The following is a 22335-nucleotide window of genomic DNA, read 5'->3' as shown; positions in this document are numbered from 1 at the left end:
TATGTTGGCTATTTTTCGTAAAGAAGTTAATCAGTTTTTCTCCTCGCCCATTGCCTACATTGTGATGGTTGTGTTCTTAACCGCCATCGGGTTATTATTCTGGGTGTTTCCTGATACCAGCCTGCTCGAAAATGGCTATGCCGACATGGGGGCTTTCTTTAATTTAACGCCTTATGTACTAATTTTTCTCGTTCCGGCCATTACAATGCGGTCCATTGCTGATGAAGTACGCACCGGTACGATGGAATGGCTGCTGTCGAAACCGGTTAGTCGCTGGGGGATTGTGGGAGGGAAGTTTCTCGCCAGCTGGCTGTTGGTGTCGCTAACGCTGTTACCCACGTTGATCTATTACGTTACGTTATATCGGCTTGGTTCGCCAGTGGGTAATATCGATTCGGCGGTCGTGTTTGGATCGTATGTCGGTTTGCTCTTGCTGGCGGGCGTTTTCGTCGCTATTGGGCTTTGGGCCTCATCGTTAAACGACAATCAGGTGGTAGCCTTTGTGCTGGGTGTTTTTTTCTGCTTTCTTCTTTACGTTGGTCTGGGGGCATTAGCCAGTTTAAATGCGTTGGGTAGTATAGCCTACTATCTTTCCTACGTGGCTCTGGACGAGCAATATCGCGCACTGGGGCGGGGGCTGATCGATTCGCGAAACGTTATTTTTTTGTTATCCTTAACGTTCTTCTTTCTGCTGTTAACCGTATCTAGATTGAAGAAAACGTTCTGATACAAAGGACTAAATTCATTGCAAGTTTATGAGTTATTCGAAACTATGCCGCTGGCTGGCTATCGGCTGGACAATTGTTATATTAATAGGTTGCCTGACACCGCACGACCGACTGCCCGATACGTTGCTTGACTGGAGCGATAAGTTGCAGCATCTGGCCATATTCGCTCTTTTTACGTTACTTTGGATCGAAGCTGGCTACAGCCCCGGTATTGTTGTTATCGTAGGCATTTTATTCGGAGGGCTCATTGAAGTATTACAATATAGCCTTCCTATAAACCGAAGCGGAGACTGGGAAGATCTGGTAGCTGACAGTATAGGAGCTGTTCTCGGATTCGTTCTTTCCCGAATTTGGTCACGATTATATCCAAACCCTCGTTTTTAAGTTCAATCAGGTAAGTGGGCGTTTAGAAAAAAATCGCCAATTTAACTATTCAAACATTGATCGGTATGCACATTGGATTTATTGGCTTAGGAAAGATGGGGTTTAACCTTGTCAGTAATCTGGTTCGCCACGGCCACACGGTTGTTGGTTATGACATCAACGAAGCGTTAGTAGACGCAGTAAAAGCAGAAGGTGCTCAGGGCGCTACGACCCTGCAGGACTTATATAATGCGCTGCCGGAAAAGCGTGTTTTATGGCTGATGATACCGGCAGGAGCACTGATCGACAAAGTTATTGATGATCTTCTGGCGTTTATGCAGCCAGGCGATGTGGTTATTGATGGTGGAAATTCGCATTACAAAGATTCGCTACGTCGACATGCTTTTTTGAAAGAGAAAGGTATCGGTTTTCTGGATTGCGGCACCAGTGGCGGTATTAGTGGGGCTTTGAACGGAGCTTGTACGATGGTTGGTGGAGACCCAGATGTAATAGAACCACTCCACGAGGTATTCAGACAAATTTCGGTAGAGGAAGGTTATCTGTATACGGGTCCTGCCGGTAGCGGTCATTTCTGCAAAATGGTGCATAACGGTATCGAATATGGTATGATGCAGGCCATTGCCGAAGGCTTTGAAGTACTGGAAAAAAGTCAGTTTCCGTACGATTTTGAGGCCGTCGCTAATATGTGGGGCCACGGTTCCGTTATTCGGAGCTGGTTGATGGACCTTACGCGCGATGCCTTCAGTAAAGATCCTAAACTCGACGGCATCAAAGGAAAAATGTTCTCGTCGGGAGAAGGAAAATGGACGCTCGAAGCAGCGCTGGACTTAGGCGTTCCTACGCCCGTAATTGCCCTTTCGTTGCTGACGCGCTATCGTTCGTTACAGGATGATACGTTCACGGGAAAAGTAGTGGCGGCTCTTCGGAATGAGTTTGGCGGCCATGCCGTTGAGAAAAAATAACGAGTCGATTTGGCTAATTGTATCGAAATTAAATTTCGACTTTTTCGGTAAATGCACAAAAAGATAATAATTGTTCTATTGTTGCATTCAATTTTAACTCTATTTTTACGTTATCAATGAAGTTCGGACAGTTTCGATTGTCGTATATACGACAATCGAAACTGTTTTTTTTGTACTTAACCTTTTAAATGCTGTTTCTTGTATGAAAGTGCTTGGCACCATTCATGACCCTGTTTTTACGGAACGTACGTACAGTCGACTTGACCAGTTTTTTCTGCAGTACATTAAAGACGAGCGAGACTTACCATTTATTTACCTAACCATCCGTATCAGTGTTACGTTGCTTCCATTAGCAGCTCTGCTATTTATGCCGTTCGTAACGGGATGGGTGTGGTGGACAGTAGCAGCCATTCATTTTTACATCAGTAACTTCGTTTTCAAAGGTCCATTTGGGCTGATGCTGCACTGCACGAGCCATCGCCCTTTTTTCAAGCCTGAGTATCCTTTGCTCAATAATTACTTACCCTGGGTGCTGGCTCCTTTTTTCGGACATACTCCTGAAACGTACTATAGTCATCATATAGGCATGCATCATCCCGAGAACAATCTGGAAGATGACGATAGCAGCACGATGGAATTTCAACGGGATTGCTATAAAAGCTTTCTAAGCTATTTCGGCCGTTTTTTTGTGTTGGGGGTTCACAACCTGTTAGGCTATCTGCGCCGGAAAAAACGGGGTAAGCTGGCAAAACGGGCGATGACCGGTGAAATTGTATTTGGTATTGTTTGTACGATACTATGTTTTGTAAACTGGCAGGCAACGGTTCTGGTCTTTTTACTCCCGCTGGTGATTTATCGACTGATTGCCATGATGGGTAACTGGACTCAGCATGCCTTTGTTGACTTTGATGATCCGGGGAATGCGTATAAAAATAGTATTACCTGTATTAATGTGAAGTACAACAAAAAATGCTGGAATGACGGCTATCACATCAGCCATCACGTTCGTCCGGGTTTACATTGGACTGAACACCCCATTTTTTTTCAAAAAACACTTGATAAGTATGCTCAGAATCAGGCTGTTGTTTTTGATGGTTTAGACTTTCTGCAAATATTCTTTTTGCTGATGCGCAGACGCTACGACGTGCTGGCCAGTCATATGGTGAACCTGGATGGAGCATTTGCCGATGACGCAGAAGCAATAGCGGTACTACGTCGGCGGACACAGCGAATTCCAGTTGCGGTTTCTGTGGAAGCAGTGGCAGCTTAAAAAAAAGCGGACTACGTAGTCCGCTTTTTTTTATAGGTTTCCGCCATCAATTCGGGCTTCAATGATACGTTGTATCGATGTTGGTACGTTTGACAGAAAGTCGTAGCCGGTCAAAGTTTCCAGGGCATCTACGCTTGTTACGTAGGCACTCCAGGGTTTGTCGGCAGCTGTCTGGTTATTTGGAATATTAACCGCGATAATACGAGTATCGGTCGATATACGGTCGACGTCGTTTGTTGAGCCGGTTGGTAGTACCACAATGATTTTCCATAAGGAAGCCGGTACTGTTAGGTTGCCATTAGCAAGTTTTGTGGCATAACCATTCTGACCGGTGCCGCCCGCTCCGTAGGTGCCAGCAATAACATACACTTCATTGCCGGTTGTAATGAACTGACGTTCATAATCTTCTAAATTTTTCCAGACTTCCCGGTTATGTCGCGGTGCTTGTGGCACGATGTTGGTTAGGAGAAATGTTGCCGCATTGTCTTCGGGCGATCCATCGCGATCATCGGATGGGCAAAGGTGGCCTCGGTCGAAACCTGTATTGGTGTAATCGGATGTTTTAGCAGCGTACCAACCAGCTGGCAGCGAGGCATCGGGTCGGAAGTCGTTCGTACGGCGGCTGTCGCCTTTCCAGGCCGCGCTCAAATGCCAGCTAACCCAGTTTGCAATACCTTTACCTCGGTTATAAGATAAGACATAAGCCGATTTAGTGAGCAGGTAGTTGTCTGGATTACTGGTAGAGGCTCCGCTGGGGTTGCCAAGAGCGAGGTTCTCGTCGCGGGTGGGTTCAGTTGATCCACGGTTTGTTGAGCTGGGCGTTGTTGAGCGTAAACAGCCATTCAACAGGGTGAGAAGGCTGAGTCCAACAATAATACTTTTAATCTGATAATGTACTTGAATTGATTTTGCTGACATTCTTGCTGAACTTTACCATTAAGAAAAGTGACAGGACTCTAGTTAGCCTGTATGCTTAGCTAAGTAACAACAATTTCGCCCATAAATTCGAAAAGACGAGTTATCTGCTGTTATGGCTAAAAAAAAACAACCCACAGGGACAGGTCAGGATCGGCCAAGTCGTCCGGTTGCTCCTAAACCAACTCTGCCTCCTTCCTCCAGTCGGCCTGTTGTGAATCGGACAACCGAGGCTACAGTGCGACCACCGGCTCGACCCGTATCTCCGAAAACTTCCGATTCAGGCCTTGAATCTGATTTACCTATCGAATCAAGACCAGTAGTATGGTGGCCGCTTGCCGTATTGGCAGTGCTCGGTTTCGTATTGTACGTAAATACATTCGGCCATCAGTACGCACTTGACGACATTGCGGCTGTTAGCCAGAACCTATTTGTGAAAAAAGGGCTGGCCGGTATTCCCGACTTGATGCGTACCGAATTCTGGCATTTTAGCAATATCTCGCTCGGCTATTATCGTCCTCTGTCGCTCATTACGTTCGCTATTGAGCAGGAGTATTTTAAGGATAATCCGAATATCAGCCACATGATCAATGCCGGGCTTTATGCGTTGACCGGCTTAGCAATCGGTGCCTTATTGCAGAAATGGCTGCCAGGTCAGGTAATTACGGCTTTTCTGATTGGGCTGGTCTTTATTGCGCACCCAATTCATACCGAGATTGTTGCCAATATCAAAGGTCGCGATGAGATTCTAAGCTTTCTGTTTATTTCGCTGATGCTGCTTTCTTACTGGCGATATCTGGAAACAAAGCATTGGGGATGGATCGTTGGAGCCTGCGTATCGTTATATCTGGCTTTTCTCTCCAAAGAATCGTCTATTGTGAGTTTAGGGCTGATTCCCGCCATGCAATATTGGTTCGCTCGTCGGAATGTATGGCAGTCGCTGATCAGTTTGTGGCCGTTCCTGATTGTGGCTGCGCTGTTTTTCTACCAGAAGCAGAAAATGATCGGTACGTTGAGTGGTACACCACCCGTCGATTGGGCTAACTACCCGTATGCGATCGAAAAAACGCAGAAATCCACTACGTTCAAATTCCTGCTCTATTATATCCGATTACTGATTTATCCGCATCCGCTGGTATACGATTATTCGTACAACGTAATTCCATCGGGTGGCAAAGGTGATTTATTGACATGGGGTGGCTTTTTTGCCTTTGTTGGTATGGTATGGCTGGCCTGGAAAGGTTTCCTGAAGCGGACATTATGGGGCTTTGGTCTGTTCTGGTTCTTCGTAACGATGGCGCCAGGGCTTGGCTTTATCTGGTTCCGGGGCGGCATTTTTGCTGAGCGGTTTGCGTATGCCGCTGTTATGGGCTTTGCGTTTATCCTGATCTGGGCTTTAGAGAAGTTCCTGATCAAGAAACCCGAAACGACGAGTGAAGAGCCGGTTGCGAAACCTGCTCTGGCACGCTACGTACCATTATTTGCACTGATGGCCGTAGTTACGGGCTTATATTCATTCAAGACAGTAGAACGTAACCGCGACTGGGAGAATAACTTCGTGCTCTTTAATTCGGGCCTGCCTTATGCGCCCAACAGTTGCCAGGTTCAGCGTCACGTAGCGAATGAATGGATTGAAAAAGGGTTGAAAGACCGTAACAAGGCTGACTCAATCGCCAACGCTACGAATGCTATTAAACCTAAACCATCGCCTGAGCAAATCAAAAAAGCACAGACACTGATTGACACCAACATTGCCCATGCCAACAAACACGGACGTTGGGCACTGGATCACCTTCAGCAATCGACCCGGATTTATCCAAACTTTGGCGAAGCGTATTTCTCAATGGCGTATGTGTTCCAGAAAATCACGCCTAACGTCGATTCGGCCAAGTATTATTACAAACAGACAATCCGGGCTGCTAATGCGTATGCGCCGGCTTATAACAACCTGGGGGTAATTTATCAGACGGAAGGATTCACACAGAATAACCGGCAAAAGTTAGAGTTAGCTTCGTACTACTATAATCGGTCGATGGTGGTGAACCCGGCTTATGTGGATGGCCCTAACAACCGGGCTAACCTCATGAAAGCGACTGGCATAGACGTTAAGTTCTTGCCCGATTCTATTCTGAATAAGTATTAAGTCATAATCCATCTTTAACCAAAAAGACCGTCCTAAAGGCGGTCTTTTTGGTTGGTAAGTACTGCTTTTATGCTTGTTGTAGCGCTTCCTGTGCTTCGGTTTGTGTAAAGGGTTTACCGTACAACGAAGTACCCGGCTGCAATTTACGTCCGCCTTCGCGCAACGTACCGGCGTCAATCGGTGCAAAGCCAATATCGCGAATCAAATCAGAAACTGTTTGTTTGGCACCGGGTTCATCGCCGGCAATAAAAATAGCAAGCTTTGTTTCGTCCTCTTTATATGGGTCGCTTTCCTGAGCCAGCGTTTTAAACCAGATCGTATTGAAGGCTTTAACAATACGTGCGTCGGGTAAACGACGGGCCGTTTCCTCACTCGAAGTAGACAGACCCAAATCGATAATCTGCGAATCGGCTGAATAAGGGTTCATGGCGTCGATGACAACCTTGTTAGCTACTAAATCGGGATGAGGCAGTGCTTCCGGCGATCGCCAGGGAACAGCCAGCAGGATCACTTCGCCGAATGCGGCCGCATTATCGACCGTGTCTGCGTGCGCGCTGGGGCCTAATTCATCAATGATGTCGTTAAGAGAGTCTGGACCACGCGAATTACTGATGGCTATTTCGTGACCTGCTTTGGTAAATAGGGCGGCCATGGTGTATCCAATGTTTCCGGCTCCAATAATTCCAATTTTCATACCTGTAGGGAGTTAGCTTACAGCTATGTAACATGAAAAGTAGGGGAAGTGTGCAGATTATTTACTTTCCCGAATAAGGATTACTGCTTGTTCAAGTAATTCGTCTCGGCCTTCCTGAACTCCTTTACGGGTTGGGCGCTTTTCCAGATCGACACCAACGCCGATACGTTGCGTTTCGCGATCATCGGGGTAATAGACGCCAATCCCGCTAATCATGGTTCGTAACCCACCGGGTAGGCTAAATGGCGATATATTGCCATCGGCGGCTGCCGTCGTACTGCCCAGAACAATGGCACCAGGCGCTTTTCTAAAGGCCATCGTATGGTATTCCGCACTGCTCTGTGTTAGTTCATTAACCAGAATGACGACTTTTCCCCGATACGCGTTCGTTACATTACGCTGACCTACTTTCAACTCAGGCCCCCACGTAAACAGACCTGGTGTTTCCGTTTGACCAATGGTAAATTTAGCGAAAGGCGTTGGCTCGGTTAAGTATCTTCCTAATGAAAAAACGACAAATTCGGAAGGGTAGCAGCGTAAATCGATCACTAATCCTTTGGTTGCCTTGAATAATTCCATAATCTGCGGAAGCTTATTGGCCTTTATATTCCCAAGAAACAGGTAGCCAACATCGGGATGGAGGAGTTGATAACAACTGTCTTTAGGATAACTGCTATAATCGATTTGTTCATTGAATTTAACCTGTCCGGCCTGGTAGCGTTTCAGGTTGATGACTAGGGGTTTACCAGCACGGTCAATATCCAGTCTGACGGTATTGGTGTGGCCCATCAATAGTTCTCGACACATATCGCGGAGCCGGGTGGGTTCATTCGATGCTGGATAATAGAGGGATCGTTGTTTGACCAGCGTTTCAACAGGTACGTTATCGATAGCTTTAATAACGTCGCCCCGGACTAACCCTGATTCTTTGCCTAGCGAGTCGTTATAGAAGCCCGAAACAATAAACTGGTTTTCGATGTGCCTAAGCTGGGCCGGGGCGTAATGATTTCCCTTAAGATTAGCCCTGACGATAGGATCGCCCCACAAATTAGCGTGCGTATCATGAATACGGCCAATGAGTTCGAGCGCGGCCAGCCGATACGTTAATGAGTCATTGGCCGCTGCAAATTTCGGCACAAACTCAGGTAATACCGTCTGCCAGTCTTCGCCGATCAAATGTTTATAGGGGAAAAAATACTGAATGATATTCCAGAAGCGGTAGAGACTCAGTAACCGATAACCACCGTCGGGCGTTTTCATGTAGCGATACGGGTTTTCGTGATCGAAAACCGGATTACCAACCTGCGGTTCCATACTGATATAGTACGACTTATTGGAACGTTTGGCCTGCCGAATGACAGTGAGTTGATGTTGCAGGGCTTTTGTTATTTGCTTCGAGTCGCTTATCCAGCCTAAATCTGGTTTGTGCACACCCTTGTCAATCTCTTTCTGGTTATCACCTTCACCCTTAACTGGCCCGAACGTAGTGAGCCAGTTCTGCAAGGTGCTGCTACGCGTCTCTATCGACGTAGCGTTCAGAACCGCAGGCATGATCCGAAATAGTTCGGCATCCATATTATGATTCCCCTCGGCAACCGCTGGGTGATAATATTTTACGAACCCCCAGACTTTTCCCAGCAGTGTCAGGTTATCAATTTGTTGGGGTGTTAGCTTTCTGAGTTCAATACCCGATCCCTTGTTAAAGGTCGTATCGATATCGGCTTTGGCCAGTTTTACTGCCTTAGTCTTTGCCTTCTCGAATGGCTTATCGTCAACGAGCAGGCTAAAATCATCGAACCAGGCCGTGCCTTTTCCAACGAGCAGACCTCCAATATGAATGGTGGTCGCTTTTTCGGTGATGGGTAATGAGATGGAATACTCTTTCCAGTCTGTCGTGCCTTTAATACCCCGACTTTGCATATTATCGAAGCCAATGACATTGCCTGCCTTATCTTCAATACGCATCCAAAGCCCCGCGTAGGCATCAGAGTCGATATCCTGCGTTTTGATGAACGCTTTCAACGTCATGTTTTTACCGCTGAACGTAGCAGGTATCACCCAATCGGCTGCGCTAAACCCTTTCTCGTTGGTGTAGGCAATACGTAGCGAGTACTGGCCACCATGACGGGTTGTGGAGTCAAGCGAGAAAAGGTAGTTGTTGCCGAAACGATTCCAGCCAGCGGGAGTACCATCGACGCTACGTTGTTCGAGGTTAAAATTAGGTGCTTGCCCATATAAAAAAGCAGGGAAAAGGCATGCAAGTAGGAGTAACTTAGCCATTAATAAGGTGTTTTGGAATAGTCCTGGCTAAGTTACTCTCAACCGCTATTGCTATGAAGCAATTAGCATATTTTAACGAACGCGTGATTTACTCGCTCTCCGACGCTGGTCCTATCAACTCCGCCAGAATTTTCTGAGCCGCGACAGATATAACCGTACCTGGCCCAAAAATGCCTTTAACACCGGCATCGTAGAGGTACTGATAATCCTGGGCGGGAATGACCCCGCCAGCAATAACCATAATGTCGTCGCGACCGATTTTTTTGAGTTCGTCGATTAGCTGCGGTACCAGCGTTTTATGACCAGCTGCCAGACTCGATACGCCAATGATGTGTACGTCATTTTCAGCAGCTTGCCGGGCCACTTCGGCGGGCGTCTGGAACAGAGGCCCCATATCTACGTCGAACCCCAGGTCTGCAAAACTTGTGGCAATCACTTTGGCACCCCTGTCGTGGCCATCCTGGCCCATTTTAGCAACCAGAATCCGAGGACGACGGCCATCCAATTCAGCAAACTGGTCGCTCATCGTACGGGCAATGCGGAAGTTTTCGTCATCCGATACCTCCGCCGAGTAGATGCCTGAAACGGCGCGGATGGTGGCTTTGTGTCGTCCAAATGCTTTTTCCATAGCGTCAGAAATTTCACCAAGCGTGGCGCGTTGGCGGGCAGCCTCTACCGCCAGAGCGAGGAGGTTAGACCCCATTGTGGGGTTCATAGCTGCTTCGGTCAATACCCGTAACGTAGCCGCTACCTTTTCTTGATCTCGATTGGCTTTTACGTCATTAAGCCGTCGGAGTTGGGCCTCGCGGACGGCCTTATTGTCAATGTCCAGGAGTTCAATGTCCGTTGCTGAGTCAGGCTGGTATTTATTGACGCCAACAATAATGTCCTTCCCGGCATCGATTCGAGCTTGTTTTCGAGCTGCAGCTTCTTCAATTCGAAGTTTAGGTAAGCCAGTATCAATAGCGCGGGTCATACCGCCAAGCTGGTCAACTTCTTCGATTAAAGCCCATGCTTTATTGACCAGTTCTTGCGTCAAAAATTCAACGTAGTAGGATCCGCCCCAGGGATCAATAGCGCGGGTAATGTCGGTTTCGTGTTGTAGATAGAGTTGGGTATTACGGGCAATACGTGCCGAAAAATCAGTAGGCAAGGCAATCGCTTCATCGAGGGAGTTTGTATGCAGACTCTGCGTGCCGCCCAGTACGGCAGCCAGGGCTTCAATCGTTGTACGCGCTACGTTATTGAATGGGTCCTGCTCCGTCAGGCTATAGCCCGACGTCTGACAATGCGTTCGCAGGGCCATCGACTTTGAATTTTTGGGATCAAATTGCTTTACGATTTTCGCCCATAGCAATCGACCGGCACGTAGTTTGGCGATCTCCATGAAATGATTCATCCCAATGCCCCAGAAGAACGATAATCGCGGAGCAAAATCATCGACGCTCATACCCGCTTTGATACCCGTTCGGATATATTCCAACCCATCGGCCAAGGTGTAGGCTAACTCAAGATGAGCGGGTGCTCCCGCTTCGTGCATGTGGTAGCCGCTGATACTGATGGAGTTGAACCTGGGCATATGCTGGGCCGTGTAGGCGAAAATATCGCCAACAATACGCATGGATGGTTCGGGCGGATAGATGTACGTATTACGGACCATAAACTCCTTCAGAATGTCGTTCTGAATGGTTCCGGAAAGTTTTTCGGGAGAAACGCCCTGCTCTTCGGCAGCTACGATAAAAAACGCCATAATCGGTAGGACAGCCCCGTTCATAGTCATCGATACCGACATCTGGTCGAGCGGAATCTGATCGAACAGAATCTTCATATCCTCCACGGAGTCGATGGCTACGCCCGCTTTTCCAACATCGCCAACTACCCGAGGATGATCGGAATCATAACCCCGGTGGGTGGCCAAGTCGAACGCTACCGATAAGCCTTTCTGTCCTGCCGCCAGATTGCGTCGGTAAAATGCGTTGGATTCTTCGGCTGTTGAGAAGCCTGCATACTGCCGAATAGTCCAGGGTTGCCGAACATACATACTGGCATACGGCCCCCGCAGAAATGGCGGAATTCCGGCCTGAAACGACGTAATTGATTGTGTGTCGTCTATATCGGCTACCGAAAATCGGGGTTTAAGCCTGATTCCTTCGGCAGTGGTGAAAGAGCCAGAAACGGTCGTAGACGTAGTGGCTGGAGCGGACTGCTGGTTCGGTATAGTGCTGAAATCTGGACGCATCGGGATGGTGGGTTTGAGGTTACTCGAATTCGCTGGCCAGACGACGTAGCGGTAAGAAAGACTCGTCGGATAAGCTGGCTACGTCTGGATTGACGTTATCGGGTGTTGGTTCATCGAACCGGAACTTCGTTACGCCTACCAGTACGTTTCCACTACGTATCGCATCGACTTTTTTCTGATACGACCGTTGCAGTTCTCCCGCAATGAAACCCGTGGAAGAGGCCTGACTAAAACCGCCTTGCTGCTCTACGTCCAGAAACATAGTCCAGGCCGATTCAATCAATTGATGCGTGAGGTTTTCGATGTAATAAGAACCTGCCGATGGATCAGCGACCTTGCCAAGGAAACTTTCATCGTTCAGTAAGATCGATACGTTGCGAGCCAGTCGATTTTCTTGCTCCTGCGGTTGTCCTACAATGCTAGTATACGGATGTACGGTTAGCAAATCGCAACCACCAATCACAGCTGCCATCGCTTCGGTAGTGGAACGTAACAGATTCGTGTATGGCGTGGACATCGAGTCGTAAAACACCGACGTTTGGCAATGGATGGTAAACGAATTTGTGGCTAGATCGGCTACGTTATAGGCCGACAGAAAGCGATTGAGCAGAACCCGCAAAGCCCGGAGCTTGGCAATTTCCATGAAATAACTTGTACCTGTCGCAACCGAAATCATAGTTTTCGGTACAATCTGTTCGATCAACAAACCCGAATTTGTCATAAAATCGTACTGATCGGCCAGGAGGCTCAGCGTAAAAGCCAGTTCCTGAACAGCGTTGGCGCCAGCATTATGGAATGATTCACTGCCTATACTGATAGTTCTGAAGGACGTAGCGTCGAGAGTTGATCGGGTTAGATTCGCTATTGATTGATAATAATCCGTCAGGGTTGACGAATTCGCTGGTAAGGGCGTCTGAATGCCACCTTTTAGCGAATAGGGAACAATACGACCTAGCATGTCTGCCAGTTGCTGCGGCTGGCTGGTACGGAAAAAAAGGGGCGTTTCGCTGAGTTTAATTCCATGCAGCAGCCGAGACAAGGGCCCGGTTTCTGAAAACCAGTCTACCTGACTCGCCAGCGTTATGATCAGCGCATCAGCACCTTTGTGTAAACTAGTACGCATCAGCTCATTATCCGTCTTAGTAGCCGACGACGTAGTAAAGGCTGGAGCGTTTAGCCAGCCGGGACTCTGTTTTTGAGCTGCCTGAATCGTATCCAGCGGAAGGTTGTCGAGGTCACTGGCTGTATAGTAAGGATCAACGACGAAGCCTTCAGTAGTATGCCATCGGAGACCGTCCAGCACTGAATCTTCCGGTGCTGATACGTCGGCACGATTGTTTTTTTGTTCTTTCTGAACCTGTGCTAACCAGGCCGACTTATCAGCACCCGGAAACATATTAGAGAAAGTAGGCTCCATCTGCAAATTGGGAACGATGTGTAGGTAAAGGTAGTATTTCTCTTTTCGGAGGCAAAATGGCCTTTTCAAGTGTCTGGCTACAACCACCGTTGGATTATTCAAAGGGATTGGTTAATGGTCTTGACGTTCCGCCTGAATCAATTAATTTTAGATTAATGAATCGGCCTGAAACGACCATAGCTGCAAAAAAAATGATAAAAAACGTGGCTGGTTAGCGTAGGTCGGGTCAGATAATTCCCTACTTTTGTCTCCCTTTTTTGACGACACCAACGTAACGCAAGATGTACTCCCGTGAATGTAACTACTCAGCCAACCATGCAGCGTGAAGTAATGACGGTGTGGAATCGCTGTCTGAATGTTATCCGGGAGATTGTACCCGAACAAAGTTTTAATACGTGGTTCGAGCCTATCGTACCCCTTCGCCTGAACGGCCACGTACTGACCATCCAGGTGCCCAGCGAGTTTTTCTACGAATGGCTGGAAGAAAATTTTGTTCATGCATTGCGTAAAGCGCTCGATACGGCCATTGGCCGCGATGGGCAGCTGGAATATTCCATCATTGTCGATAAAGGCAACGAGCAAAATCGTCCGCTGACGGTTAACGTACCGACAACCAAAACGCCCCAGACGGCGAAACCCGATAACGTCAATCCAGATATTCTGAAGAGTCCATTTCAACTGAAAGATCTTGATTCGTTATCGCTCGACTCCTATCTGAACCCGACGTATACCTTCGATAACTACGTAGAGGGCGATTGCAATCGGTTGGCGCGGCAGGCGGGTTATGCCGTGGCTGAGCGGCCGGGCGTTACGTCGTTCAATCCGTTGATGATTCACGGCGGGGTGGGGTTGGGTAAAACCCATCTGGTGCAGGCTATTGGTAATTACATCAAGAATAAGAGCCAGAATAAGTTTGTTCTGTACGTTACGTCGGAGAAGTTTACAAACCAGTTTCTAAACGCTATTCGGACCGATAGCATCCGTGATTTTACGGCGTTCTATATGCAGGTAGACGTACTGGTCATCGACGATGTGCAGTTTCTGCAAAAAAAGGAAAAAACGCAGGAGATTTTCTTCCACATCTTCAATCACCTGCATCAGTCTGGCAAGCAGATTATTATGACTTCCGACCGGGCTCCGCGTGCGCTGGATGGGTTGGAGGATCGGCTGCTGTCGCGTTTTAAATGGGGGCTTTCGGCCGATTTGCAGACGCCTGATCTGGAAACCCGTATTGCTATTATTCAGAAAAAACTTCAGGCCGAAGGTATCTACATCGATAACACCGTTATTGAGTATCTGGCTCATAGTGTCAATACGAATGTTCGGGAGCTGGAAGGCGTAATCGTGTCGCTCATTGCGCAGGCCTCGCTGAATCGACGCGACATCGATCTGGAACTGGCGAAGCAGACGCTACGTAATATTGTGGTTGATTCTGAACGTGAGGTTACGATTGACTCAGTTCAGGAAACAGTTGCCGATTTTTTCAATGTGACTATTGCTGATCTGAAGGCGAAAAGTCGCAAACGCGAGCTGGTTTATCCACGTCAGGTGGCTATGTATCTGGCAAAAGAAAAGACTGATTTGTCGCTCAAATCAATCGGTTATCATTTCGGCGGCCGGGATCATAGTACCGTCATTCATGCCATACAAACGATCAGCGATCTGGTCAGTAAAAACGCCGAAACGCGTGCTTCAATAGAAAAACTGAAAGCACAGTTCAAATAAGAGCTTCTCGCTTAGTGCTACGTACCAGATTCATGGATTTTATTGCCAGAACCGATATTAATGATTCTGCCTGGGATGCGTGTGTAGCATCAGCGCCAAACGGAATTGTGTATGGGTATACCTGGTATCTCGACGCTGTTTTATCAGCTCCGGGCTGGAAATGGGTTGGCTTAGTGCTATTGGATGAGCAGGGGGGATATCGGGCAGTTATGCCCGTTCCGTTACGTCAAAAACGGCTGGTTGGTATTACGTTCGGCTGGGTCGTTCACCAACCTTTTTTTTGCCAGCTTCTGGCTGTTTTCAGTGCGGAAGCTATCGATCCTACTCCTTTTCTGTTACGTATACAGCAGCAGTTTCGGTATGGCTCGCGGTTACATCAGCGTCAGTTAATACGGGCAGATCATGAGACGCAGATTGAAAAATTCGCTACCCACGTACTTGATTTGTCCGTTGGATACGAAGCGTTAGTTAGCCGATATTCCAGCGACCGAAAAACAAATCTTCGTCATGCCGCCACTACCAATTGGGTTGTAACAAATGCGATTGATCTCGACCCGTTGGTTTATTTATTTCGGAATCATCATGCCGATTCGATAAAAGGGGGCATTGCGGACTGGAGTTATGAGGTGTTCGCAACAGTAGCGAATGAATTACTGAAGCGCGGACTAGGCTTTTTACGCTACGCCGTTTTGGATGGAAACATCGAGGCCGGAGCATTCTTTACGCGTGAGGGCAATCGCATAATCTATCTCTTCAATGCGGCTTCGGAAATTGGCCGTAAAAAAAATGCCCGGACTTTGCTGATTGATCAGGTGATCCGGGAATATTCGGGAAAGCCTGTTACGTTCGATTTTGAAAGCCCTGTCAAACCGTCTATCGTTCGGTTTTACCAAAGCTTTGGCGCGGTAGAAGAGCCTTTTTGGTCGATTCGGTGGAATAGACTGAGCCAGGTGGAGAAGAGGCTATTATGGTATTCCAGATGGATACGGGGCTAGTGTAGTTGACTCTTTAAGCGTTCATTTTCTTCCCGTAAAATAGTAATCTGAGTCTTCAAATTTTGAATTAACTCTCGCTGAGTTGAAATCAGTTCCTCGTAGGCTATGTGCTGAGTTGAAAGACTAGATTCTGTAGGCGTATGAGGTTCTTCTGAGACGTTTAATAGTTTATATAGCGGAATAGCAAAGATTTCAGCTAGCTTCTTTATCGCTTCTGCATCTGGAAAACTAGCCTCTGACTCCCAATTACTGATAGTAGATTGGGAAACGTCAACAAGATCAGCTAATAATCTCTGGCTCCATAAATTTTGTATACGTTTCTTACGTATAACACGTCCGATACTCATTCAATATACTGTTTATTGAAAATGGATAAGAATTTGATCTTTAGCGTACTAATATTAATAATATGGCAAATATTATTAATATATTGATCGTTTTCGAATATTTAGAAGTGTATTTTTGCGTTGCATAAAGTTACATGACAAAATGTAATGGATAGGCAATTCGATTACTAAAATGAAAAATTTATTAAAGTCACTAGTACAATCAGGCGCAGAAGTCTTAACGAGAGATCAGCAAAAACGAATTACGGGGGGATCAAAATGCTGGTGCCCTGGCGCAGGATCTGGCACCTGCTCGGGGCCTTGTGGCAACGCGAAGAGTTGCGGTGGCCGTGAGGGGTGCACTACCGAAAAATAGAGTTATTAGCTGATTACAATACAATTGTAATTTGTTTTACCATCTAATAGTCAAAGAGTTAGATGGTAAAATAATTATTACTCTGATGAACAATCTATTTCGAGCTGCATTCTTTGTTATACTAATACTTTTTCATATAGCTTGTAATGCTAGTTTTGGGCAGATAAGACAAATTGACAAAGGGATTACAGAAGAGGATTCTCTTCGCAAATTCCTACTTAAAGGATTCAATTTACAGAGAGAAATAAAACTTGAAGAGTATGATACTGTAGTTGTACTAAATAAAAATCTCCTCGCTTTAGGAAAAGGTATAACAGAGCGTTATAGAGAATATATAATACTCGATAGGTTGGGCAATATTTTGCAGAGAAAAATTAGTTTTCTGGATGGTTTTCAGTTTAAAGAAGGCTGTATTCCTATTGTTACCCGTTCGGGAGAAGGATTTCTTTTAGAGTCGGGCAGAGTCCCTTTCTTTTGTAATTTATCAGGTAGTTATAGCTTTGAAGGCGGGCTAGCTTATATACTTGCGCACTCTATACCAGGGATTGATTATACAAAATCTGGACGGGAAACGCCGTATAATGCAAAAGGACAACAAAATCCATTTCATGTTCTTGGTAACTACGTCAATAGGAAGTTCGAACTGATGATCCCTAAATACTACGATTCGATAGAGCCTTATCGGGAAGGTAAAATTAGAATGGTAATGAAGAAGGGATTGTTTGGCTTTCTGGATACTACAGGGCAGGAAGTTATAAAACCTATATTAAACGATTTTGATGCTGACAATCAGTATCGTTGGCAGCATCTGCGCCGGGTTGAGCAAAATGGAAGATTCGGGTTTATTGATGATCGAAATGGCCAGCAAATAATTCCATTTCAGTACGAGGCCACCGTTGCTTCAACCTTTCCGTTTACCTGGGTCCGTAAGTCGGGTAAATGGGGATGTATCAATCAGCACAATATCGTTCTACTTCCATTTGTGTATAATGTAGTCAGTTATTTTGATGCTGACAGCATTAGTATAGCCGGTCGAGATGGGCGAATGGGACATATTCGGGCCGATGGTCGTATTGTGACACCCCTAGCTTATGAGTCAGTTCACCCTTTCTCTGAAAAACTGTCTCTTGTGGAGCAGGATGGTCGGTTTGGCTATGTGAATCAGGCTGGTCAATTGATTATTCCAGCCGTATATGACAAAGCAACTTCGTTTCGACATGGCCGCGCAAGCGCTGAGCGATTTGGCTTGAAGATCATTCTTAATAAGGCAGGAAAATGGGTTGATTACAAACTGGGTACAGGCTGGAACCTCAGTATTGTACTACTGTTTTTGTTGCTTGTCCTTTTTGTCGGTTATCGACGTATAGGCGTTTAAGTCCATTATTTCTTATGCAACTTTCTTACAACGACCAGATAATTGGAGCGGTTGAGTTATTATTGACCCAACTTAAGGTCCCTTTCACTAAATCTTCATTACGGTATGATCTGGAGACTCATCCCGATTTCCCCAGTCTTCATGCCGTGTTGGGTGTTTTACGAGAGCGTCGTATTGAAACGGCGGCTATTAAGTTGTCGGCTGATCAGCTTTTAAGTCTTGATGCCCCCATACTGGTCTTTTCAACAGGTGATCAACCAGAACCAACGCTAATTACAACTATCTCCGATACGTATGTTACTCAGCAATATCCGGATCGAAGAATCGTAGTGACCTCATCCGAGGAGTTTAGAGCTTCATGGGCGGGGGTAGCTCTCTTGGCAGAACGTACGGATCGATCGGGTGAAGTGGGTTATGATGATCATGTAAAAGAAGAACGAAAACAGATCTATTTTCAGAATGGGTTGATCGGGTTGGGAGTTGGTTTGATAGGAACTCTTCTAGCAATTACTCCTGATTTTCGACAGAGTTTATTGCTTATTAGTTTTCTGGCTGGGTTAATACTTTGTGTTATGCTGGCAATGAGTAGTATACAGGCCAATGCGGTTATTGCTCGTTTATGTCGTGCCGGAAGAAATACAGATTGTAATAGTGTCCTTAATTCTCCTGCAGCTACGTTGTTTGGCTGGCTAAAAGTGGCTGATGCGGGATTAGTTTATTTTGCAACGGGTATAACATCGCTGGCTTTCTTATATGGTAGTGAACATAATCCTACTCGTTTTCTATCCCTTTTTGCCTTAGTTAGTTTGCTGAGCTTACCATATACCGTTTTCTCGGTAGTATACCAATATCGAGTTGTTCGTCAATGGTGCCCGTTGTGTTTGGGGGTACAGGCGGTATTATGGGTTAATTTTTTCCTACTACTACCTTATTTACAGCCGGTAGCTGAATGGCTCATGATTACTACATCAGTGGGAATGGCAGTGATGTGGTTAGCTGGTTTGTGTATTGGGATTTGGCTTCTTATTCGGACATTGTTGACTACATCTGCAGAAGTAAAACCATTGCGAAATCAGTTAGGTAAACTTCGGCGAGATACAACGATTTTTGGCGCTTTGCTGAATGACCAACCCGCTGTTCATTTTCAAAAAATTGATGGAGATTTAGTTATAGGAGATGCTAATGCACCTATTCAGTTTACCCTTGTTACAGACCCTCATTGTGCTCCATGTCGGACTACGCATCAATTTTTAGAAGACCTCCAGAGTCAATATCCAGATAGTGTTGGTATAGCCTGTATTTTATACACACGACATGCTGATCTTTCGGATGACCGTAATGAGGTAGCTGTTTCAATTCTTGGATTACCTAAAGAGTCACGTAATTATGCTTTAAAAGCCTGGTTCTCGTCGCTCAATTTAACAGAATGGCAACAAACTATACCTCCATTTGATAAACAGGCAGGTCAGTATCTATTGGCTAATCATACTAGTTGGTGTGCTTTTACAGGCATAGATCATACGCCAACTATTTATCTGAATGGTAAAAAATTGCCTGATTTTTATACACTACGTAATCTGGCTTACCATATCGGAGCTATGCATGAAGAACTGACTAACTGACTGTTTTTGTGAAGAAATTTCCCTTTTATGCTCAGTTGGACTCGATGGATTGTGGTCCCACATGTTTGCGTATGATTTCCCGTTTTTATGGGAAAAGCCTAAGTCTACAGCGTTTACGTACCCAAAGTGGAATTACAAGGGAGGGTATATCTATGTTAGGCATTAGCGAAGCTGCTGAGCGGATTGGCTTCCGGACGGTAGCCATGAAAGTCAGCTATGATTCCTTTATTAATGAAGCACCTTTGCCTTGCATTGTGCACTGGAATCAGGAACATTTTGTGGTGGTGTATGCGATTCAAAAAAGTGGTTCGTTGTTCAGACGAAAAAAAAGGTTTCCGTCCAACTTAGAAACTCATACGCTAAGTAATTCAGCAGTTAGTTTTGAATCAGAGCCAGAGAGCGACAATGGCTTTTTTATTCCTGATAATCCAGAAACAGTCTATTCTTCTGTTGTTAATACTTCTGGCCGTCATAAAGATAAACTATATATTGCTGATCCTGGAAAAGGCTTAGGGGTATTATCGGGTGAGGATTTTTGCCGAAGCTGGGGGAGTACCGTTATTCATGAGCGTGCTGCCGGAATTGCTTTGTTTATAGAGCCCACCCCTGCTTTTTATGAATCGGAGGAAGATACTGAGTCATCAATAGGGTTAGGACGCTTAGTAGGGTATCTGCGCCCTTATCGTCATTTAATAGTTCAATTAGGAATTGGTCTATTAGTAGGTAGCGGCTTACAATTAGTGTTACCATTTTTAACTCAGTCGATAGTTGATGTTGGTATAAATGGACAGAACTTACGTTTTATTTATGTCGTTCTAGCAGCGCAGCTATCACTAATGCTGGGCCGAACAGCCATTGAGTTTTTACGATCATGGATTTTACTTCACATTAGTAGCCGGGTTAATATTGCCATTCTGACCGATTTTCTGGTTAAACTGATGCGATTGCCAATGTCGTTTTTTGATACAAAAAACTTCGGCGATCTGCTGCAGCGTGTTAATGATCATCAACGTATCGAAGCTTTTTTAACAGGGCAAGCTTTACAAATTATATTCTCACTGGTTAACCTAGCCGTATTTAGCATTGTATTGGCAAGCTACAGTTGGTTGCTTTTAGGGCTTTTTATGGTGGGTAGTTTACTATATGGCCTTTGGGTCGGTTTGTTTTTGAAACAGCAACGTAAACTCGATTTCAAACTCTTTAATCTATCAGCAAGTAACCAAAGTAGTTTGGTCCAAATTCTTGATGGAATGCAGGAGATTAAACTTCATAATAGTGAACAAACTCATCGTTGGGAGTGGGAGCGCTTGCAGGCCCGATTATTAAAATTACAAATCCGGAGTCTATCACTCACACAGTTTCAACAAGCTGGAGCTGTACTATTGAATGAAGGGAAAAATATATTGATTACGTTTATTGCTGCCAAAACAGTTCTGGATGGGGAAATGACTCTGGGAGCTATGATGGCTGTGCAATACATCATAGGACAACTTAATGCGCCCATAGATCAGCTTATTCAGTTTTTGCCTGTAGCACAACATGCGCAGCTGAGTATGGAACGTTTGAATGAAATTCATCAACTGCCTGATGAGAGCTCAGAACGTTCTATAGAAAATAGAGTAGAGGTGCTGCCCAAAAAGGCATTAAGTGGGCTGTCTCTTCAAAATCTATCATTTAAATATCCGGGATCAGGTACTGAGTCTATACTTAGGGGTATCAATTTATATATTCCATCAGGCAAGGTAACGGCTATCGTGGGAATGAGTGGTAGTGGCAAGACTACGCTGCTAAAACTATTATTGCGTTTTTATGAGCCAACCCAGGGAGGGATTCATATTGGTAATCTTCGTTTAGCCTCGGTTGAGCATCAACTATGGAGAAACCGTTGTGGAGCTGTAATGCAGGATGGATATATATTTTCAGATACCATAGCTCGCAATATTGCTGTTGCTGATGAGATTCCTGATTCTGAACGGCTTTGGCAAGCTATTGAAACGGCCAATATCACTGATTTAATCGATCAGTTACCACTAGGGTTAAATACAAAAATTGGTGCTACAGGAAATGGAATTAGCCAAGGGCAGAAGCAACGCATTTTGATTGCTCGTGCTGTTTATAAAAATCCTGATTACCTATTTTTTGACGAAGCAACTAATGCCTTAGATGCGAAGAACGAGCGAGTGATTTTGGAAAACTTACAGGCTTTTTTTCAAGGCAGGACAGTTGTAGTAGTTGCCCACCGTCTTAGTACTGTGCGTCATGCGGATCAAATTGTTGTACTAGAGAAGGGCATAATTACAGAAGTAGGGACGCATGAAGAGTTAACGGCAAGGCGGGGAGCCTATTTCGGGCTCGTCAAAAATCAACTAGAACTTGGTTCATGAACGAAGAATTAGATGATATTCTGTCTCGTCCTCCTAAGGGATTAGTTCGCTGGGGGACACTTGCTCTACTGGGAATTTGCCTTTTTTTATTGGTAGGCACTAGGTTTATCAGATATCCAGAAGTTTGTAAAGGATCAATTGTCGTAAAGTTTGTCTCTGCGAAAGCTAGTGACCGTGCGAGGGCGCTGGAAGGTGAGGCCACCTTTAGTATTCGTTACATTAGTAAGCTACGTATAGGCCAAAGGGTTAACATCCAGCTTAATGCCTTTCCTGTTGAGGAATATGGCCAATGGACAGGGACTATTAGAGAACTAAGACCTGGTCTGAGACCAAATGAGTGTCAGGCTACCATCGCTATAGGAAAAGGTCAACGCCTTGTTCAGCTTATCGAGCAATTGCCTTTTCGTCCATACTTAACTGGCATGGCCCATGTAGTAGTCAGGAATGAAACATTGTTTTCTCAACTACTATCGGGTTTGGTGAATTATTAATCAGAATTG

At 45.6% G+C, this 22335-nt stretch carries 17 protein-coding genes; 11 read left to right on the top strand and 6 right to left on the bottom strand.

What is annotated here, in order from left to right; all coding sequences use genetic code 11:
* The first annotated feature begins 1 nt into the window (after nucleotide 1).
* The 4 genes from gldF (at nucleotide 2) to GK108_RS19070 (ending at nucleotide 3344) form a co-directional block, all read left to right on the top strand.
* Nucleotides 2-727, top strand: a complete 726-nt coding sequence (gene gldF / locus GK108_RS19085) for a gliding motility-associated ABC transporter permease subunit GldF (RefSeq protein WP_163952018.1) — start codon at nucleotides 2-4, stop codon at nucleotides 725-727.
* Between the two features lie 28 nt (nucleotides 728-755).
* Entirely contained in the window at nucleotides 756-1112 is a 357-nt protein-coding gene (locus tag GK108_RS19080; RefSeq protein ID WP_163952017.1) for a VanZ family protein, read from the top strand.
* A gap of 65 nt (nucleotides 1113-1177) precedes the next feature.
* Nucleotides 1178-2074 carry a phosphogluconate dehydrogenase (NAD(+)-dependent, decarboxylating) gene (gnd, locus tag GK108_RS19075; RefSeq protein WP_163952016.1) on the top strand — a complete coding sequence of 299 codons (897 nt, stop codon included), beginning with the start codon at nucleotides 1178-1180 and terminating at the stop codon, nucleotides 2072-2074.
* A gap of 202 nt (nucleotides 2075-2276) precedes the next feature.
* Complete coding sequence (locus tag GK108_RS19070; RefSeq protein ID WP_163952015.1) at nucleotides 2277-3344, top strand: fatty acid desaturase family protein; 1068 nt, start codon at nucleotides 2277-2279, stop codon at nucleotides 3342-3344.
* 30 nt (nucleotides 3345-3374) lie between these two features.
* Here the strand turns inward: GK108_RS19070 and GK108_RS19065 are convergent, their stop codons facing one another.
* The gene (locus GK108_RS19065; RefSeq protein ID WP_163952014.1) at nucleotides 3375-4262 is read right to left on the bottom strand and encodes a DNA/RNA non-specific endonuclease; all 888 of its coding nucleotides are present in this window, start codon (nucleotides 4260-4262) and stop codon (nucleotides 3375-3377) included.
* A 112-nt stretch (nucleotides 4263-4374) separates the two neighbouring features.
* On the opposite strand from GK108_RS19065, the gene GK108_RS19060 reads away from it, so the two are divergent.
* Complete coding sequence (locus tag GK108_RS19060; RefSeq protein WP_163952013.1) at nucleotides 4375-6402, top strand: tetratricopeptide repeat protein; 2028 nt, start codon at nucleotides 4375-4377, stop codon at nucleotides 6400-6402.
* A gap of 67 nt (nucleotides 6403-6469) precedes the next feature.
* Here the strand turns inward: GK108_RS19060 and GK108_RS19055 are convergent, their stop codons facing one another.
* The 4 genes from GK108_RS19055 to GK108_RS19040 form a co-directional block, all read right to left on the bottom strand.
* On the bottom strand, nucleotides 6470-7096 hold the full coding sequence (locus tag GK108_RS19055; protein WP_163952012.1) for an NADPH-dependent F420 reductase: 627 nt from the start codon (nucleotides 7094-7096) through the stop codon (nucleotides 6470-6472).
* A gap of 57 nt (nucleotides 7097-7153) precedes the next feature.
* Nucleotides 7154-9376, bottom strand: a complete 2223-nt coding sequence (locus GK108_RS19050) for a S41 family peptidase (protein WP_163952011.1) — start codon at nucleotides 9374-9376, stop codon at nucleotides 7154-7156.
* Nucleotides 9377-9464: 88 nt separating this feature from the next.
* The gene (scpA, locus tag GK108_RS19045; RefSeq protein WP_163952010.1) at nucleotides 9465-11615 is read right to left on the bottom strand and encodes a methylmalonyl-CoA mutase; all 2151 of its coding nucleotides are present in this window, start codon (nucleotides 11613-11615) and stop codon (nucleotides 9465-9467) included.
* Between the two features lie 19 nt (nucleotides 11616-11634).
* Nucleotides 11635-13032: a methylmalonyl-CoA mutase family protein gene (locus tag GK108_RS19040; RefSeq protein WP_163952009.1), complete on the bottom strand. Its 1398-nt coding sequence runs from the start codon at nucleotides 13030-13032 to the stop codon at nucleotides 11635-11637.
* Nucleotides 13033-13347: 315 nt separating this feature from the next.
* On the opposite strand from GK108_RS19040, the gene dnaA reads away from it, so the two are divergent.
* On the top strand, nucleotides 13348-14757 hold the full coding sequence (gene dnaA / locus GK108_RS19035) for a chromosomal replication initiator protein DnaA (RefSeq protein ID WP_163952292.1): 1410 nt from the start codon (nucleotides 13348-13350) through the stop codon (nucleotides 14755-14757).
* A gap of 32 nt (nucleotides 14758-14789) precedes the next feature.
* A complete protein-coding gene (locus tag GK108_RS19030; protein WP_163952008.1) occupies nucleotides 14790-15752 on the top strand; it encodes a GNAT family N-acetyltransferase in 963 nt (320 codons plus the stop codon).
* Here GK108_RS19030 and GK108_RS19025 read toward each other — a convergent pair.
* Nucleotides 15749-16099 carry a helix-turn-helix domain-containing protein gene (locus tag GK108_RS19025; RefSeq protein WP_163952007.1) on the bottom strand — a complete coding sequence of 117 codons (351 nt, stop codon included), beginning with the start codon at nucleotides 16097-16099 and terminating at the stop codon, nucleotides 15749-15751. The genes GK108_RS19030 and GK108_RS19025 overlap by 4 nt on opposite strands.
* 440 nt (nucleotides 16100-16539) lie before the next feature.
* Between GK108_RS19025 and GK108_RS19020 the strand changes: the two genes are divergently transcribed.
* Genes GK108_RS19020 through GK108_RS19005 form a run of 4 tightly spaced genes read left to right on the top strand, consistent with a single transcriptional unit; the run spans nucleotide 16540 to nucleotide 22326 of the window.
* Complete coding sequence (locus tag GK108_RS19020) at nucleotides 16540-17829, top strand: WG repeat-containing protein (RefSeq protein ID WP_163952006.1); 1290 nt, start codon at nucleotides 16540-16542, stop codon at nucleotides 17827-17829.
* A gap of 14 nt (nucleotides 17830-17843) precedes the next feature.
* The gene (locus tag GK108_RS19015) at nucleotides 17844-19451 is read left to right on the top strand and encodes a vitamin K epoxide reductase family protein (protein WP_163952004.1); all 1608 of its coding nucleotides are present in this window, start codon (nucleotides 17844-17846) and stop codon (nucleotides 19449-19451) included.
* Nucleotides 19452-19459: 8 nt separating this feature from the next.
* A complete protein-coding gene (locus GK108_RS19010; RefSeq protein WP_163952002.1) occupies nucleotides 19460-21835 on the top strand; it encodes a peptidase domain-containing ABC transporter in 2376 nt (791 codons plus the stop codon).
* Entirely contained in the window at nucleotides 21832-22326 is a 495-nt protein-coding gene (locus GK108_RS19005; protein ID WP_163952000.1) for a hypothetical protein, read from the top strand. The genes GK108_RS19010 and GK108_RS19005 overlap by 4 nt, the downstream gene beginning before the upstream one ends.
* The last annotated feature ends 9 nt before the right edge of the window (nucleotides 22327-22335 follow it).

This window comes from Spirosoma terrae, assembly GCF_010435915.1.
Taxonomy (GTDB): Bacteria; Bacteroidota; Bacteroidia; order Cytophagales; family Spirosomataceae; genus Spirosoma; species Spirosoma terrae.
The sequence above is the reverse complement of the archived record's forward strand: the minus strand, read 5'-3'. Positions and strand labels throughout refer to the sequence as shown.